Annotated in this window: 13 protein-coding genes; 5 read left to right on the top strand and 8 right to left on the bottom strand. The window is 69.3% G+C overall.

Annotated elements, in window-relative coordinates; translation table 11 throughout:
* Nucleotides 1–15: 15 nt before the first annotated feature.
* Nucleotides 16–576, bottom strand: coding sequence for a DUF4245 domain-containing protein (locus ACWIE7_RS01460; protein WP_454068422.1), 561 nt, complete (start codon nucleotides 574–576; stop codon nucleotides 16–18).
* Nucleotides 577–723: 147 nt separating this feature from the next.
* Between ACWIE7_RS01460 and glpX the strand changes: the two genes are divergently transcribed.
* Complete coding sequence (gene glpX / locus ACWIE7_RS01455) at nucleotides 724–1,725, top strand: class II fructose-bisphosphatase (RefSeq protein ID WP_452100279.1); 1,002 nt, start codon at nucleotides 724–726, stop codon at nucleotides 1,723–1,725.
* Between the two features lie 146 nt (nucleotides 1,726–1,871).
* Entirely contained in the window at nucleotides 1,872–3,275 is a 1,404-nt protein-coding gene (locus ACWIE7_RS01450; protein ID WP_454068421.1) for a class II fumarate hydratase, read from the top strand.
* Between the two features lie 71 nt (nucleotides 3,276–3,346).
* Here the strand turns inward: ACWIE7_RS01450 and ACWIE7_RS01445 are convergent, their stop codons facing one another.
* From ACWIE7_RS01445 to ACWIE7_RS01435, 3 genes are all read right to left on the bottom strand, one after another.
* On the bottom strand, nucleotides 3,347–4,702 hold the full coding sequence (locus ACWIE7_RS01445) for a PhoH family protein (RefSeq protein WP_454068420.1): 1,356 nt from the start codon (nucleotides 4,700–4,702) through the stop codon (nucleotides 3,347–3,349).
* Between the two features lie 234 nt (nucleotides 4,703–4,936).
* Nucleotides 4,937–5,401 (bottom strand): MaoC family dehydratase, encoded by a 465-nt coding sequence (locus ACWIE7_RS01440; RefSeq protein ID WP_452100282.1) that lies wholly within the window; start codon nucleotides 5,399–5,401, stop codon nucleotides 4,937–4,939.
* The gene (locus ACWIE7_RS01435) at nucleotides 5,398–6,552 is read right to left on the bottom strand and encodes an acyl-CoA dehydrogenase family protein (RefSeq protein ID WP_454068419.1); all 1,155 of its coding nucleotides are present in this window, start codon (nucleotides 6,550–6,552) and stop codon (nucleotides 5,398–5,400) included. Before ACWIE7_RS01435 ends, ACWIE7_RS01440 begins: the two co-directional genes overlap by 4 nt.
* 65 nt (nucleotides 6,553–6,617) lie before the next feature.
* Here ACWIE7_RS01435 and ACWIE7_RS01430 point away from each other — a divergent pair, with 65 nt between their 5' ends.
* Together ACWIE7_RS01430 and ACWIE7_RS01425 are read left to right on the top strand one after the other, a co-directional pair.
* Nucleotides 6,618–7,649, top strand: a complete 1,032-nt coding sequence (locus tag ACWIE7_RS01430; protein ID WP_452100284.1) for a MaoC family dehydratase — start codon at nucleotides 6,618–6,620, stop codon at nucleotides 7,647–7,649.
* Nucleotides 7,646–8,413, top strand: coding sequence for a FadR/GntR family transcriptional regulator (locus ACWIE7_RS01425; RefSeq protein ID WP_452100285.1), 768 nt, complete (start codon nucleotides 7,646–7,648; stop codon nucleotides 8,411–8,413). The genes ACWIE7_RS01430 and ACWIE7_RS01425 overlap by 4 nt, the downstream gene beginning before the upstream one ends.
* Before the next feature lie 16 nt (nucleotides 8,414–8,429).
* On the opposite strand, the gene fabG is transcribed toward ACWIE7_RS01425, so the two are convergent.
* Together fabG and ACWIE7_RS01415 are read right to left on the bottom strand one after the other, a co-directional pair.
* On the bottom strand, nucleotides 8,430–9,173 hold the full coding sequence (gene fabG / locus ACWIE7_RS01420; protein ID WP_454068418.1) for a 3-oxoacyl-ACP reductase FabG: 744 nt from the start codon (nucleotides 9,171–9,173) through the stop codon (nucleotides 8,430–8,432).
* 199 nt (nucleotides 9,174–9,372) lie between these two features.
* Nucleotides 9,373–10,542 carry an acyl-CoA dehydrogenase family protein gene (locus tag ACWIE7_RS01415; protein WP_454068466.1) on the bottom strand — a complete coding sequence of 390 codons (1,170 nt, stop codon included), beginning with the start codon at nucleotides 10,540–10,542 and terminating at the stop codon, nucleotides 9,373–9,375.
* Between the two features lie 123 nt (nucleotides 10,543–10,665).
* Between ACWIE7_RS01415 and ACWIE7_RS01410 the strand changes: the two genes are divergently transcribed.
* Entirely contained in the window at nucleotides 10,666–11,775 is a 1,110-nt protein-coding gene (locus ACWIE7_RS01410; RefSeq protein ID WP_452100288.1) for a zinc-binding dehydrogenase, read from the top strand.
* A gap of 327 nt (nucleotides 11,776–12,102) precedes the next feature.
* On the opposite strand, the gene ACWIE7_RS01405 is transcribed toward ACWIE7_RS01410, so the two are convergent.
* Nucleotides 12,103–13,245: a thiolase family protein gene (locus tag ACWIE7_RS01405; RefSeq protein ID WP_454068417.1), complete on the bottom strand. Its 1,143-nt coding sequence runs from the start codon at nucleotides 13,243–13,245 to the stop codon at nucleotides 12,103–12,105.
* A gap of 95 nt (nucleotides 13,246–13,340) precedes the next feature.
* The gene (locus ACWIE7_RS01400) at nucleotides 13,341–14,546 is read right to left on the bottom strand and encodes an acyl-CoA dehydrogenase family protein (RefSeq protein WP_454068416.1); all 1,206 of its coding nucleotides are present in this window, start codon (nucleotides 14,544–14,546) and stop codon (nucleotides 13,341–13,343) included.
* Nucleotides 14,547–14,586 lie beyond the last annotated feature (40 nt).

The raw sequence follows: 14,586 nt of genomic DNA, 5'->3' as shown, positions 1-14,586 counted from the left end.
CCCGACCGGGTGCCCCTAGCCGGTAGGCAGCGGCTCGGAGTCCTGCACCGCGGTGGCCATGGTCTCGAAATCGGAGTTCGGCGCGGAGCCGGTCACGGCGACCCGCGTGTCTCCGGTGTCGAGCACCCAGACAGGACGCACGTCGTCCCCGTTGTAGACGGACCACTCGCGGCCCGAGATCGGCACCATGGTGCGGCTCGGACGCGGCTCGCCGTCGACCATCCGGACCACGTCCTCCGGCGCGTCGGTCTGGACGAGCTCGATGTAGCTGCGCTCCCCCGTCACCCAGCCGACGTGGCTGGAGGTGAATCCGCCCAGCGACTGGACGCGACCGGAGTTCGACGTCCATCCCTCGGGGACCTCGGGCGAACGGATCGGGAAGTCGAGGGTGCGGGCGTCCTCGGCGAGCGACGCCCCGGCGTCGAACTCGCGGATCGGGCCCTGCTCCGGCCCGGACGGCGAGAAGGCGCATTGTCCGGCGAGGCCGGCGAACACGCCGACGATCACCATGAGCACCACCACCGACCAGAACATGTCGCGGTTGCCCTGCAGGATTCTCGGTTTCGCCTCGGCCACGACCGCCAGTATCCCACCTCGCCGCCGCGCGACCGACGGTCGGTCTACAGCACTGCCCCCGACGTGGAACAATGAGTGTCGACACCACAGCCGAGCCGCGCCCGTCATCGCCCGCGCGCGGAGCCAATCCGAGGAGCCCGACGATACATGTCTGACGCCAAGCGCCCTGATCGAAATCTCGCCATGGAGTTGGTCCGCGTGACCGAGGCCGCCGCGCTGGCGGCCGGCCGCTGGGTCGGGCGGGGTGACAAGAACGGTGGCGACGGCGCCGCGGTCGACGCGATGCGCGAGCTCATCTCGACGGTCGAGATGGACGGCGTCGTGGTGATCGGCGAGGGCGAGAAGGACGAGGCGCCCATGCTCTACAACGGCGAGCGGGTCGGCACCGGCTCCGGGCCCGCCGTCGACGTGGCCGTGGACCCGATCGACGGCACGCGCCTCATGGCCGAGGGGCGCCCCAACTCGATCGCCGTGATCGCGGTGGCCGAGCGCGGCGCGATGTTCGATCCGTCGGCGGTGTTCTACATGCGCAAGATCGCCGTGGGCCCCGAGGCCGTCGGCAAGATCGACCTGGCCGAGTCCACGGAGTGGAACATCCGCTCGGTCGCCGAGGCCAAGAACATCGATGTGGGCGACCTGACGGTCTGCGTCCTGGACCGCCCCCGCCACGCGGAGCTGATCGCCGAGATCCGCGCCGCCGGCGCCAAGGTCCGTCTGATCATGGATGGTGACGTCGCGGGTGCGGTCGCCACCGCCACCGACGGCAGCTCGGTCGACATGCTCATGGGCGTCGGCGGTACCCCGGAGGGCATCATCGTGGCCTGCGCCATGAAGTGCATGGGCGGCGAGATCCAGGGCCAGCTGTGGCCCCAGGACGACGCCGAGCGTCAGAAGGCCGTCGACGCCGGTCTGGATGTCGACGCCATCCTCACCACCGACGACCTGGTCAAGGGCGACAACTGCTTCTTCGCCGCCACCGGCATCACCAACGGCGACATGGTGCGCGGCGTCAGCTACCGCGCCAACGGCGCCATCACCCGCTCTCTCGTCATGCGCTCTAAGTCGGGCACGGTCCGCCACGTCGAGGGTCGCCACAAGATGGAGAAGCTTCGCGAGTTCTCGGCGGTCGACTACGGCCAGGACGCCTGACACCACCGGCTGACGGTTCCGTCCATAAGAGCGTTCCGCACACGTCGTCCAAGAAGGCGTGTGCGGAAAGCTCTTTTCGTGGCGGGCGCGCGCAAGAGCGCGCCGCTCCCCTGCGGAGAGCGCCGGGCGCGCCTACTCTGGCGAACATGGCCGATCAGAGTGGATTCCGAATCGAACACGACACGATGGGCGAGGTGCGGGTGCCCGTCGACGCCTTGTGGCGGGCGCAGACCCAGCGCGCCGTGGAGAACTTCCCCGTCTCGGGCCGGGGCCTGGAGCGCGCCCAGATCCGCGCGCTCGGTCTGCTCAAGTCCGCGTGCGCGGCCGTCAACGGCCAACTCGGTCTGCTCGACCGGGCAAAGGTCGATGCGATCGTGGCGGCCGCCGACCGGATCGCCGAGGGCGAGGTGGACGAGCACTTCCCGGTGGACGTGTTCCAGACCGGCTCGGGCACCAGTTCCAACATGAACACCAACGAGGTCATCGCCTCGCTGTGCGCCGACGCGGGCGTGACGGTGCATCCGAACGACGACGTGAACATGTCGCAGTCGTCGAACGACACGTTCCCCACGGCAACCCATGTCGCGGCGACCGAGGTCGTGATCGGCGATCTCGTCCCGTCACTGACCGTGCTGGCCGAGTCCTTCGAGGCCAAGTCGGAGCAATGGCGCGAGGTCGTCAAGGCCGGCCGTACCCATCTCATGGACGCGGTCCCGGTGACGCTGGGCCAGGAGTTCGGCGGGTACGCCCGTCAGATCCGGGCCGGGATCGAACGGGTCTGCGCGACACTGCCCCGCGTGGGCGAGTTACCGATCGGCGGCACCGCGGCCGGCACCGGACTCAACGCCCCTGACGGCTTCGGTTCGGCGGTCGTCGAGGAGCTGCGCTCCCTCACCGGGCTGGAGGAGCTGCGGTTGGCCGTGGACCCCTTCGAGGCGCAGTCCGCCCGCGACGGGCTGGTCGAGCTGTCGGGCGCACTCCGCACCGTCGCGGTGTCGCTGACCAAGATCGCGAACGACATCCGATGGATGGGCTCCGGCCCCATGACCGGCCTGTCCGAGGTGCATCTCCCCGACCTGCAGCCCGGATCCTCCATCATGCCAGGCAAGGTCAACCCTGTCCTGTGTGAGACGGTCGCGCAGGTCGCCGCACAGGTGGTGGGCAACGACGCCGCGGTCGCCTGGGCCGGTGCCAGCGGAGCGTTCGAGCTCAACACCGCCATCCCGCTGATGGCCCGCAATGTTCTCGAGTCGGTGCGGATCCTATCGACCTCGTCCGAGTTGTTCGCGCAGCGGTGCATCGACGGGATCGAGCCGGATGCCGACCGGATGCGCCGGCTGGCCGAATCCTCCCCGTCGATCGTCACCCCGCTCAACTCAGCGATCGGCTACGAGGAGGCCGCGCGTGTGGCCAAGCACGCCCTCGCCGAGGGGATGACGATCCGCGAGGCCGTCATCGCGCTCGGTTTCGTGCCGGATCCGTTGAGCGAGGAGGAGCTCGACCGTCGGCTCGACGTGCTGGGGATGACCGGGCTCGACCGCGAGCGCTGAGACGACGACCTCCGGGTGTCAGCCCCCAGCCCGGCCCTCTCTCCCGGCCGGGTGGGGTGCTGACGCGTGGGTCAGGCCGCGCGGATGCGCCGCAGCTCCCCCGGGGTGCCGTCGGGATGGAACTCCTCGAGCATCGTGGTGACGAGCTCGGCGATCGCCGACCGCTCCGACCGGCTCAGCGTGACGTGGGCGAACAGCGGGTGACCCTTGAGCTTCTCGACCACCGCCTGGATCCCGTCATGCCTGCCGACGCGCAGGTTGTCGCGCTGGGCGACGTCGTGGGTGAGAACGACCCGGGACCCGCTACCGAGGCGGGACAGCACGGTGAGCAGGACGTTGCGCTCGAGTGACTGCGCCTCGTCGACGATCACGAACGAATCGTGCAGACTCCGCCCGCGGATATGGGTCAGGGGAAGCACCTCGAGGATGTCGCGGTCGATGACCTCGTCGATGACGTTCTCGCTGACCAGGCCCTCGAGCGTGTCGAACACGGCCTGCGACCAGGGTGACATCTTCTCCGACTCGCTGCCGGGCAGGTAGCCGAGTTCCTGACCGCCGACCGCGTAGAGGGGCCGGAACACGACGATCTTGCGGTGCCGGCGCCGCTCGAGAACCGACTCCAGTCCGGCACACAGGGCGAGTGCCGACTTGCCCGTGCCCGCGCGACCACCGAGGGACACGATCCCGATCGACTCGTCCAACAGGCAGTCGATCGCGATGCGCTGCTCTGCGGAGCGCCCGCGCAGGCCGAATACCTCGACGTCGCCGCGGACGAGCCGGAGCCCACCGTCGTCGGTCACCCGCGCCAGTGCCGACGAGGATTCGGTCTGCACGCGTACGCCGCAGTGCACGGGCGTGGCGGCGTCGAGTCCGGCGGCGCGGGCCGCCAGGGGGCTCACCCGTCCGTCGGCGAACAATCCGTCGACGAGCTCCTGGGTGGTGGGCAGATCGTCGACGCCGCGGTACCCGGTGAGCACGACGTCCTGGGCGTGGTACTCATCCGCCGGCAGCCCCACGGACCCGGCCTTGACGCGCAGCGGGATGTCCTTGGATACCAGGACGGTCTCGGCGCCCTCGGCCCGCAGGTTGAGCGCGCACGCCAGGATGCGGGAGTCGTTCCCGGTGTTGCGGAAGCCCGAGGGCAGGACGGACTGGTCGGTGTGGTTGAGCTCGACGCGCAGGGTGCCGCCGACATCGGTGACGATGAGGTCGCCGTCGAGTCGGCCGTTGCGCAGCCGCAGGTCCTCCAGCAGACGTAGCGCCTCGCGGGCGTAGTAGCCCAGCTCGGGGTGGTGACGCTTGGCCTCGAGTTCCCCGATCACCGCGATGGGCAGCACCACGTGGTGCTCGGCGAAGCGGGTGACGGCCCACGGATCGGACAGCAGAACCGAGGTGTCGAGGACGTAGGTACGTACGGTGTCGGTCACGGCGCGCTCCTGACCCGCGGCACCCGCAGGCGGTTCGGGATGGACCGGTCGGGCCAGGTCACCGGGTGGTGACGGGGCCGGGTGCCGGCCCCCTCCCGATCGCGTTCGTCGATCATCGGCTGGGACCTCCCGACGGTCGGCTTCCCCACCGACCGTTGGGCCTGACGCTACGCCGGAATCACATCCCTGTAGTTAAGTTGAGGTGAACTCCGCACTCCTGCCAGTCCGCTGTCGTCACTCGACCATCAGGCGGACGGTCTCGGCGACGAGCGCGGGGCGGTCCGCGCCGTCGATCTCGACGGTGACGAGGCTGTTGAGCTGGACGCCGGAGGTCTTGCGCTGCAACGAGGTGAGTTCGATGCCGGCCCGGATCCGGGACCCGACGGGCACGGCAGCAGGAAAGCGGACCTTGTCGAGCCCGTAATTGATCATCATCCCGAAGCCCCGGATCTCCATGACCTCGGCGCCGAGCAGCGGCACCAACGACAGGGTGAGATAGCCGTGCGCGATGGTCGCGCCGTAGGGGCCCTCGGCCGCGCGGACCGGGTCGACGTGGATCCACTGGTGATCACCGGTGGCATCGGCGAAGGCGTCCACCCGCTCCTGCGTGATCTCCATCCAGGAGCTGTAGCCGACGTGCTCCCCTATCGCGGCCTCGATTCCCGCGATCCCCTCGAACACCCGGGGTGCTGTGGTCATTCCAGTCCTCCTCGTGCGACGAGTTGTGCCGCGATGACGTTGCGTTGGATCTCGTTGGTGCCCTCGCCGACGATCATCAGCGGGGCGTCGCGGAAGTAGCGTTCGACGTCGAACTCGGTGGAGTAGCTGTAGCCGCCGTGGATACGGACCGCGTCCAGCGCGATCTCCATCCCCACCTCGGAGGCGAACAGTTTGGCCATGCCCGCCTCCATGTCGCAGCGCTGGCCCGCATCGAACTTCCTCGCGGCCGACAGGGTCAGCTGCCGGGCGGCGGTGAGCTTGGTGGCCATATCTGCCAGGTGGTGTCCCACGGCCTGGTGTTTCCAGATGGGCTGGCCGAACGACTCGCGCTCCTGCGCGTAGTCCAGTGAGTCCTCGAGCGCGGCCGCCGCCACGCCGAGGGCCCGGCTCGCCACCTGGATCCGTCCGGTCTCCAGCCCCGTCATCATCTGCCCGAAGCCCCTGCCCCGCTCTCCGCCGAGGATCCGGGTGGCCGGGGTACGGTAGCCGTCGAACGAGAGCTCGCAGGTCTCCACACCCTTGTAGCCGAGTTTGGGCAGATCGCGGGAGACGGTCAACCCGGGCCCGTGCTCGACCAGCACGATCGACATCCCGCGGTGCCGGGGAGTCGCCTCCGGGTCGGTCTTGCACAGCAGCGCGATGAGCCCGGACCGGTGGGCATTGGTGATGAACATCTTGGCCCCGGTGATCACAAGGTCGTCGCCGTCCCGCCGGGCGACGGTGGTCATGGCCTGCAGATCGGAACCCCCGGCGGGCTCGGTGAGCGCCATCGTCGCGCGCATCTCGCCGGTCGCCAACAGAGGTAGATAGGTTCTCTTCTGCTCCTCGGTCCCGAACCGGGTCAGCAGCGTCGCGACGACCGTGTGTCCACCCATCGCGCCCGCCAGGGTCATCCAACCGCGCGCGAGTTCCTCGGTCACCTTCACGTAGCACGGCATGGACACCGGGGTACCGTCGTACTCCTCGGAGACGGCCAGACCATAGATGCCGATCTGCTTCATCTGCTCGATCCAGCGCTCCGGGTACCGATCCGCCTGCTCCATCCCGCGGACGGACGGCTTGACCTCCCGGTCGATGAAGTCGCGGACGGTGGCGATCAGATAGGTCTCTTCGTCGCTCAGCTCCGACACGCGCGCCCCGCTCCACTCGTCTGGCCTCTGCCCGTCCGGGACCAATGTACGACATAATCATTCGCATGGTTACAGCCCGAGACGATGAACCGGGAAGGAGTCCCGTCCGCTTCGGCGGCCCGTTCTTCGACGACCTGCGGAAGGGGCAGATGTTCCACAGTCCGTCGCTGACCCTCACCGACGGACTCGCCGCCGCCCACCAGGCTGTTCTGGGCGACCGCCTCCGGCTCCCCCTCGATCGCGTGCTGTCCACCGCGGTCACCGGTGGACCGCTCGCCCACCCGGGCCTGGTCACCGATGTCGCGATCGGTCAGTCCACCGTCGTCACGCACCGGGTCAGAGCCAACCTGTTCTACCGCGGGCTACGCTTCCACCGCTTCGCCCGCATCGGCGACACCCTGACGACCCGCACCGAGGTGGTGGGACTGAAGCCCAACCGCAACAGGGACGATCGCCCGCCCACCGGATTGGCGGTCCTGCGTATGACGACGACCGACCAGCACGAGCAGACGGTCCTGGATTTCCACCGCTGCGCGATGCTGCCCCGACGGTCCGGCACGGGCGAGGGAGATCCTGGCACAGCCGACCAGCCCGACGACCCGGCCTCGTTCGGCCACGAGCCCCGCTCCACCTGGTCGGTCCCGGACGACTGGGATCTCACCGCGTATCCCGCTCTCGTCCCGGGTACGGACGAAGGAGCCCCGACCGCCGGCACGGTCCTGCGATCGGGCGCCGATGTGGTCTCGAGCGCGCCGGAACTCGCCCGTCTCACACTCAATCTGGCCGAGGTACACCACGATCACCGCGCGGCCGGCGGGCGCAGACTGGTCTACGGAGGGCACACCATAGGACTGGCCCTGGCCCAGGCGACACGCATGCTGCCGTCGATGCTCACCGTCCTGGGCTGGCAGTCGTGCGACCACACCGGACCGGTCTACGAGGGGGACACGGTGTCCAGCGATGTGATCATCGGCGAGAGCACGCGGTTGGACGGGGGCGGCGCCGCACTCGAACTGCGATCGCTCGTGCGCGCCCACCGAAGCGACGGGGATGTCGACGTCCTGGATTGGGCGTACACCGTCCTGATGCCCTCATGACCTCCTCCCCCGGTACGCCCCGGAGAGCCGGCGGCGTCACGCGCCCGCAGAAGACGGCTCTGCTGGTGGCCAAGCAGATCATCGAGGACATCGCCCGGCGCGGCAACACCGTCGGCGACCGCCTGCCGCCGGAGCACCTCATGCTCGAGGAGTACGGCGTCGGCCGCGGAACGCTACGCGAATCGTTGCGTTACCTGGAACTCCAGGGCGCGATCACCCTCAAGCCCGGGCCCGGTGGCGGCCCGATCGTCCAGCAACCCGACGCCGGGACCCTCGCCGCCTCCCTGAGCCTGCTCCTGCAGTTCGAGAACGCGCCGTTCGCCACGATCATGGAGGCGCGCTCGGTCATGGAACCCTCCATCGCGCGACTCGCGGCGCAGCGGATGAGCCCCGAGGCCCTCGAGGAACTCGGCGCCAACGTCGACGCTCTTCGTGCCGGGAGCGCGGACACCGCCTCCTTCACCGCCGAGTCGGAGCGCTTCCACGCCCTCATCGCGTGGGGCTCGGGCAACACCTTGTTCGGGTACCTCTTCGACGCGATGGTCGGCATCCTCGCCGGGGCCACGATGGGGATCCGGTACCCGAGGCGGCAACGCGACCACACATGTGCGATCCACGAGGAGATCTACACCGCGATAGCCGCCCGCGACGCCGACGCCGCCTCCGAGCTCATGTCCAGACACATCACCGACCACACGGTCTACCTGGAGAAGCGGTACCGCTCGGCGCTCGAGCAGCCGATCCGCTGGGACCTGGGCGGCTGAGCCGCCAGCGGCGGCCTCAGATGTGTCGGCCGCCGGTGACCTCGAGGACCGTGCCGGTCATATAGCTGGACATGTCGCTGGCCAGGAACAGCACCACCCGGGCCACTTCCGCCGGCTCGGCGGCGCGGCCCATCGGGATCTCCTTCATCTTCTCGTCCCATATGTGTTCGGGCATCGCCAGCGTCATGGCGGTCCGGATGAGCCCGGGCTGCACGGCGTTGACCCGCACCCCGGCGAACGCGACCTCCTTGGCCGCGGCCTTGGTCAGCCCCACGATCCCCGCCTTGGCGGCGGAGTAGTTGGTCTGGCCGACCAGTCCGACCTTGCCGGAGATCGACGAGATGTTGACGATCGCGCCGGACCCGTGGGCTCGCATGCGGCCGGCGGCGGCGCGGGTGCCGTTCCAGGTCCCCTTGAGGTGGATCGCGATGATGTCGTCGAACTGCTCCTCGGTCATCTTGCGCATCGTCGCATCCCGGGTCACCCCGGCGTTGTTGACGAAGACCCCGAGGGGGCCGAACGCGTCCTCCGCGGCGTCGATCATCGCCTCGACTGCGACCCCGTCCCGAACATCACAACGGATGTAGCGGGCCACGCCGTCACCGCCGAGCTCGGCGATGGCCGCGGCGCCGGCGTCGTCGTCGATATCGCCGAGGACCACCCGCGCGCCCTCCTCGATGAAGGTGCGCGCGATCTCCAGCCCGATTCCACGGGCGCCGCCCGTGACCACCGCGGTTCTGCGCTCGAGAAGTCCCGTCATGTCCCCTCTTTCCCGTCGGGTCCCAGCTCCGCCAGGACCGCCTCTGTGTGTTCCCCGAGCGCCGGAACCGCGCCCATCGGCAGCTCTACGTCCGCAAACGTCCGAGGGTGTACGGCCCGGCGCCGCCGTAGCCGGAGATGGTGACGACGACGAGACCGTCCCTGCGCGCACGGAGTACGTCCGCCCAGTGGCAGGCCGCTCATCCGGGTCCCGCCGCTCTGACCGCGGCGCGCACCAGACCGCCTCCGATGATGAGCTTCTGGATCCCGCTCGTGCCCTCGTAGAGGCGCAGCAACCGGATGTCGCGGTAGATCCGTTCGACGGTCACGCCGCGCATGTAGCCGGTCCCGCCGTGGACCTGGACACCGAGATCGGCGACCGTGCCGGCCATCTCGGTGCAGTACAGCTTCGCCACGGACGGCGCGATCCGGCGATCCTCCCCGGTCACCCATTTGTCGGCTGCGTCGCGGACCAGCGCCCGTCCGGCCATGACGCCTGTCTGCATCTCCGCGAGCATCGCCTGGACCAGCTGGAATTCGCCGATCGGCCGGCCGCCCTGGGTGGTCGCGGCGGCGTAGGCGACGGATTCGTCCAGAACGCGCTGCGCGGAGCCCACGGCCACGGCGGCGATATGAACCCGGCCGCGGGCGAGCGAGGTCATGGCCGCACGGTAGCCGGCATCCACGTCGCCACCGACCACCGCGGAGTCCGGCACCCGCACACCCCGGAACACGACCTCGGCGGTCCAGGCGCCCTCCTGGCCCATCTTGACGTCCTTCGGCCCCACCGAGACGCCCGGTGCTTCCGCGGGGACGAGGAACACGGCGATCCCCGTGCCCGCCGCGTCAGCGGGCCGCGTGCGGGCGAACACCACGAACAGCCCGGCCGAGGGGGCGTTGGTGATGAATCTCTTGGTCCCGTCGATCACCCAGTCGTCGCCGTCCCGGACCGCCCTGGTCGCCAACCCGGCGGGGTTGGACCCGGCGCCGTCCTCGGTCAGGGCGAAGGACGCGATCACCTCGCCGGAGGCGATCCGGCCGAGCCACTGTCGCTTCTGCTCGTCGGTGCCGAAGTCGACCAGCACCTGGCCGGCGATGCCGTTGTTGGTCCCGAACTGCGACCGGACGGCCAGGCTGGTGTAGCCGAACTCCATCGCCAGTTCCACGTCCTGCCGCAGGTCCAGCCCCAGCCCGCCCCACTGCTGCGGGATCGCGTAGCCGAACAGTCCCATGTCGGCCAGAGCGGCCCGGGTGGCCTCGTCGATCGCATCGGCGTCGGCGAACTCCTGCTCGCGGGGGACCAGTTCCGTCCGGATGAAGTCCCGCGTCGCCGCGAGGATGTCCGCGAAGTCCTCGGCCCCGACCTCCATCGTGCCCTCCACCCGTTCGTCCTACTCGAGACCGATTCGCCCCGGCCCGAATGTACGCTAGCAACTATTATCATCATTTGTGATCCGCCGACAGCTCCGCGGCAACTGAGTAGTGTCGCCACCATGAAGGCCGCCGTATGTGTCGAGACCGGATCGCCGCTGGTGATCGAGGACATCCCCATCCCCTCCCCCCGCGCGGGCGAGGTGCTGGTACACAACCATGCCTGCGGGGTCTGCCACACGGACCTGCACGTGATGAAGGGCGAGGTCGGCTTCCCACTGCCGGGCGTGTTGGGCCATGAGATCTCCGGCATCGTCGCCGAGGTCGGCGCCGGGGTTACCAACGTCGGGCCGGGTGACCGGGTGGTGGGCTCGTTCATCATGCCGTGCGGGACCTGCGAGAACTGCGCGCGCGGGATGGAGGACCTGTGCTCGACGTTCTTCGCGTACAACCGCCTGCGCGGCACGCTGTACGACGGCGAGACCCGCCTGCACCGCCCCTCCGGCGAGCCGCTGTCGATGTACTCGATGGGCGGGATGGCCGAGTACAGCGTCACCCCCGCCACGAGCGTGTTCCGCCTGCCGGACGAGCTCGACCTCACCGACACCGCGATTCTGGGGTGCTCGCTGTTCACCGCCTATGGTGCGGTTCGCAACGTGGGTGAGGTGCGGACCGGTGAGTCGGTGGCGGTGATCGCCGTGGGAGGGGTCGGACAGAACATCGTGCAATTGTCGGCCGCCAGTGGCGCCGAGGCGGTCGTCGCCATCGATGTCGACGACGACAAGCTGGCTCTCGCCCGTCGAATGGGCGCAACACACACCGTTAATTCGTCCCACACCGATGCCGCCGAGGCGGTCGCGGAGATCACCGGCGGCCGCGGGGTCGACGTGGCGTTCGAGGCCCTGGGCTCGGCGCGCACCACCACTCTGGCCGTGGACATCACCCGGGAGGGCGGCCGCGCCGTCGTCGTCGGCATCCCTCCGGCGGGAACCACCCTCGACGTGGACCTCGCCCGCATCGTCCGGCGCAAGATCCAGATCAAGGGCTCCTACGGGGCCCGCGCCCGGCGCGATGTACCCGACCTCATCCGCATGCTCGCGGCGGGCAAGCTCGACCTGAGCGGCGTCATCTCACGGCGCGTGGGCCTCGATGAGGCGCCCGACACCTACGAGGCGCTGGACCGCGGCGAGATCCTCGGCCGCGCGGTGGTCCTCACCGGCGGTGTCGGGTAGCCGTACCCGCCTGACGCCCGCGTCCTTGACCCCGGCGCTCCTGACTCGCACCGTCGATCCATCGCGTCCTCACCGCATCCCTACCGCATTTTTTCCGCATCCCTACTGGCATCTCCACCGCATTCCCGCGGCCTGCCCACGGCACAAGCTCATCCGGCAGAGGGTTTGGCTCAAAGTCACTCGAGCTATGTGGGCCGAATCCGCTTCTCGATGAGGGGCGCGCCGGTCGCCCGCCAAGGCGCGGCCTGCGTCTGACGCCGCGACCCCGGCCGCCCTTGGCGGGCGACCGGGGTCGAAGTGTGATGCTGCCAGTTCGTGAAGCGAGGCTCAGAGCAGCTCGATGATGGTGGCGTTGGCCTGGCCACCGCCCTCACACATCGTCTGCAGGCCGTACTTGATGCCCTCGTTACGCATATGCGCGATCATGTCGGACATCAGGCGGCCGCCTGAGCCACCGAGCGGGTGACCGAGCGCGATCGCGCCGCCGTTGGGGTTGAGCTTGGCCGGGTCGGCGCCGGTCTCGGCGAGCCACGCCATGGGCACGGAGGCGAACGCCTCGTTGACCTCGAACACCCCGATGTCGTCAATCGACAGACCCGACTTCTGCAGGGCCTTGGCGGTCGCCGGGATCGGGGCGGTCAGCATGATGACCGGGTCGTCGCCGGCCAGCGTCGCGGTGTGCACCCGCGCGATGGGCGTGCACCCGTACTTGGCGGCGGCCTCCTCGCTCATCACCAGCACGGCCGAGGCGCCGTCCGAGATCTGCGAGGCGTTGCCCGCGTGGATGACACCGTCCTCCTTGAACGGGGTCTTGAGCCCGGCCAGGCCCTCCACGGTGCTGCCGCGGCGGATGCCCTGGTCGGTGTCGAACATCCCGTCGGGGGTCTGAACCGGGATGATGTGACCGGCGAAGAAGCCGGCATCCTGCGCGGCGGCGGCCTTCTCGTGCGAGGCCACCGCGAACTCGTCGAGCTGGGTGCGCGTAAAGCCCCAGCGCTCGGCGATCATCTCGGCACCGACGCCCTGGTTGGGGGCTATGCCGTTGTAGCGGGTCATGAACTTCTCGCCGTACGGGAACGACTCGGCCGAGACGTGCGACCCCATCGGGACGCGGGTCATCGACTCGACGCCACCGGCGACAACGACGTCCTGGTAACCCGACTCGATCACCGCGACGGCGAAGCTCAGAGCCTGCTGCGACGAACCGCACTGGCGGTCGATCGTCACACCGTTGACCGTCTCCGGCCAGCCCGCCGACAGAGCGGCGGTCCGGGCGATGTCGCCGGCCTGCTCACCGGCCTGGGTGACACAGCCCCAGATGACGTCCTCGACCGCGGCCGGGTCCAGTCCCGCGCGCTCGACGAGCCCGCTCAGCACCGCGCCCGACAGATCGGCGGGGTGAACGCCGGCCAGACCGCCCTTACGCTTACCGACCGCGCTGCGCACGGCCTCGACGATCACTGCACCCATATGGTGTTCTCCTTGTCCGAAAATGGCCCCGGCACGGGCCGCGACCCGTTAGTGGCACATCCTAGTATTGGCCGTGTCCCGGCGGTGTGTCGTTCTCAGCCGATGTACGGCGGGGTCCTGCGCAGCTCACCGCGCGCGATGGTGCGGCGATGCACGGCGTCCGGGCCGTCGACTATCCGCAGGGCCCGCGCCCACGCGTAGAAGTACGCGAGCGGCGTGTCGTCCGAGACCCCGGCGCCACCGAAGATCTCGATCGCCCGGTCGATCACCGCGCACGCGACCTGCGGCGCGATCACCTTGATGGCCGAGATCTCGAAGCGGGCCTCCTTGGCGCCGACGGTGTCGATCATCCAGGCGCAGTGCTGCACCTGCAGGCGCGCCTGGTCGATCTCGATGCGCGAGTTGGCGATGTGCTCCTGCACCACCCCCTGCTCGGACAGGTAGCCGCCGAACGCGTGACGTGACTTGGCACGGTCCACCATCAGGGCCAGCGCCCGCTCGGCCATGCCGATCGCCCGCATCGCGTGGTGAATTCGTCCCGGCCCGAGACGGGCCTGGGCGATCGCGAACCCCGCGCCCTCCTCCCCCAGCAGGTTGGACACCGGCACCCGCACGTCACGGAACACGAGCTCGCAGTGGCCGTGCTGGTCCTGGTAGCCGAACAGCGGCAGGTTGCGCTCGATGGTCAGGCCAGGGGTGTCCCGCGGCACCAACACCATCGACTGCTGGCGGTGGGTGTCCGCGTCCGGGTCGGTCTTACCCATGACGATGAGGATCTCGCAGCGGGAGTCCGCCACACCGGTGATCCACCACTTGCGGCCGTTGATCACGTACTCGTCGCCCTCGCGACGGATGACGGTCTGGACGTTGGTGGCGTCCGAGGAGGCGACGTCGGGCTCGGTCATGGCGTACGCCGAGCGGATCTCCCCCGCCTTGAGCGGCTCGAGGTATTTCGCCTTCTGCTCGTCGGTGCCGAACAGGTGGAAGGTCTCCATGTTGCCGGTGTCCGGGGCCTGCGAGTTGATGGCCTCGGGGGCGATGACCGGCGACCAGCCGGTGATCTCGGAGACGGCGGCGAACTCGAGGTTGGAGATCCCCGACCACTCGGGCAGGAAGAGGTTCCACAGCCCGCGACGCCGGGCCTCGGCCTTGAGGTCCTCCATGACGGGCGGGTGCTCGTTCTCTCCGTGCTCACGCAGGTACTCGGCCCATACGGGTTCGGCCGGGAAGACGTGCTCGCGCATGAACTCCCACATGTTCTCCTGCAGCTCGAGGCTGCGCTGGCTGTGTGCGAATTCCATTGTCACTACTCCTGTTTCAGGTGTCCGGTTCAGTGCTGCG

The sequence above is a fragment of the Dietzia sp. NPDC055343 genome, from assembly GCF_053645265.1.
The sequence above is the reverse complement of the archived record's forward strand: the minus strand, read 5'-3'. Positions and strand labels throughout refer to the sequence as shown.

Excerpts from the sequence above, each read along its gene's own strand:
- glpX (WP_452100279.1), top strand. The coding sequence starts at position 724 with ATGTCTGACGCCAAGCGCCCTGATCGAAATCTCGCCATGGAGTTGGTC.
- ACWIE7_RS01450 (WP_454068421.1), top strand. The coding sequence starts at position 1,872 with ATGGCCGATCAGAGTGGATTCCGAATCGAACACGACACGATGGGCGAG.
- ACWIE7_RS01440 (WP_452100282.1), bottom strand. The coding sequence starts at position 5,401 with ATGACCACAGCACCCCGGGTGTTCGAGGGGATCGCGGGAATCGAGGCC.
- ACWIE7_RS01430 (WP_452100284.1), top strand. The coding sequence starts at position 6,618 with ATGGTTACAGCCCGAGACGATGAACCGGGAAGGAGTCCCGTCCGCTTC.
- ACWIE7_RS01425 (WP_452100285.1), top strand. The coding sequence starts at position 7,646 with ATGACCTCCTCCCCCGGTACGCCCCGGAGAGCCGGCGGCGTCACGCGC.
- fabG (WP_454068418.1), bottom strand. The coding sequence starts at position 9,173 with ATGACGGGACTTCTCGAGCGCAGAACCGCGGTGGTCACGGGCGGCGCC.
- ACWIE7_RS01415 (WP_454068466.1), bottom strand. The coding sequence starts at position 10,542 with ATGGAGGTCGGGGCCGAGGACTTCGCGGACATCCTCGCGGCGACGCGG.
- ACWIE7_RS01410 (WP_452100288.1), top strand. The coding sequence starts at position 10,666 with ATGAAGGCCGCCGTATGTGTCGAGACCGGATCGCCGCTGGTGATCGAG.
- ACWIE7_RS01405 (WP_454068417.1), bottom strand. The coding sequence starts at position 13,245 with ATGGGTGCAGTGATCGTCGAGGCCGTGCGCAGCGCGGTCGGTAAGCGT.
- ACWIE7_RS01400 (WP_454068416.1), bottom strand. The coding sequence starts at position 14,546 with ATGGAATTCGCACACAGCCAGCGCAGCCTCGAGCTGCAGGAGAACATG.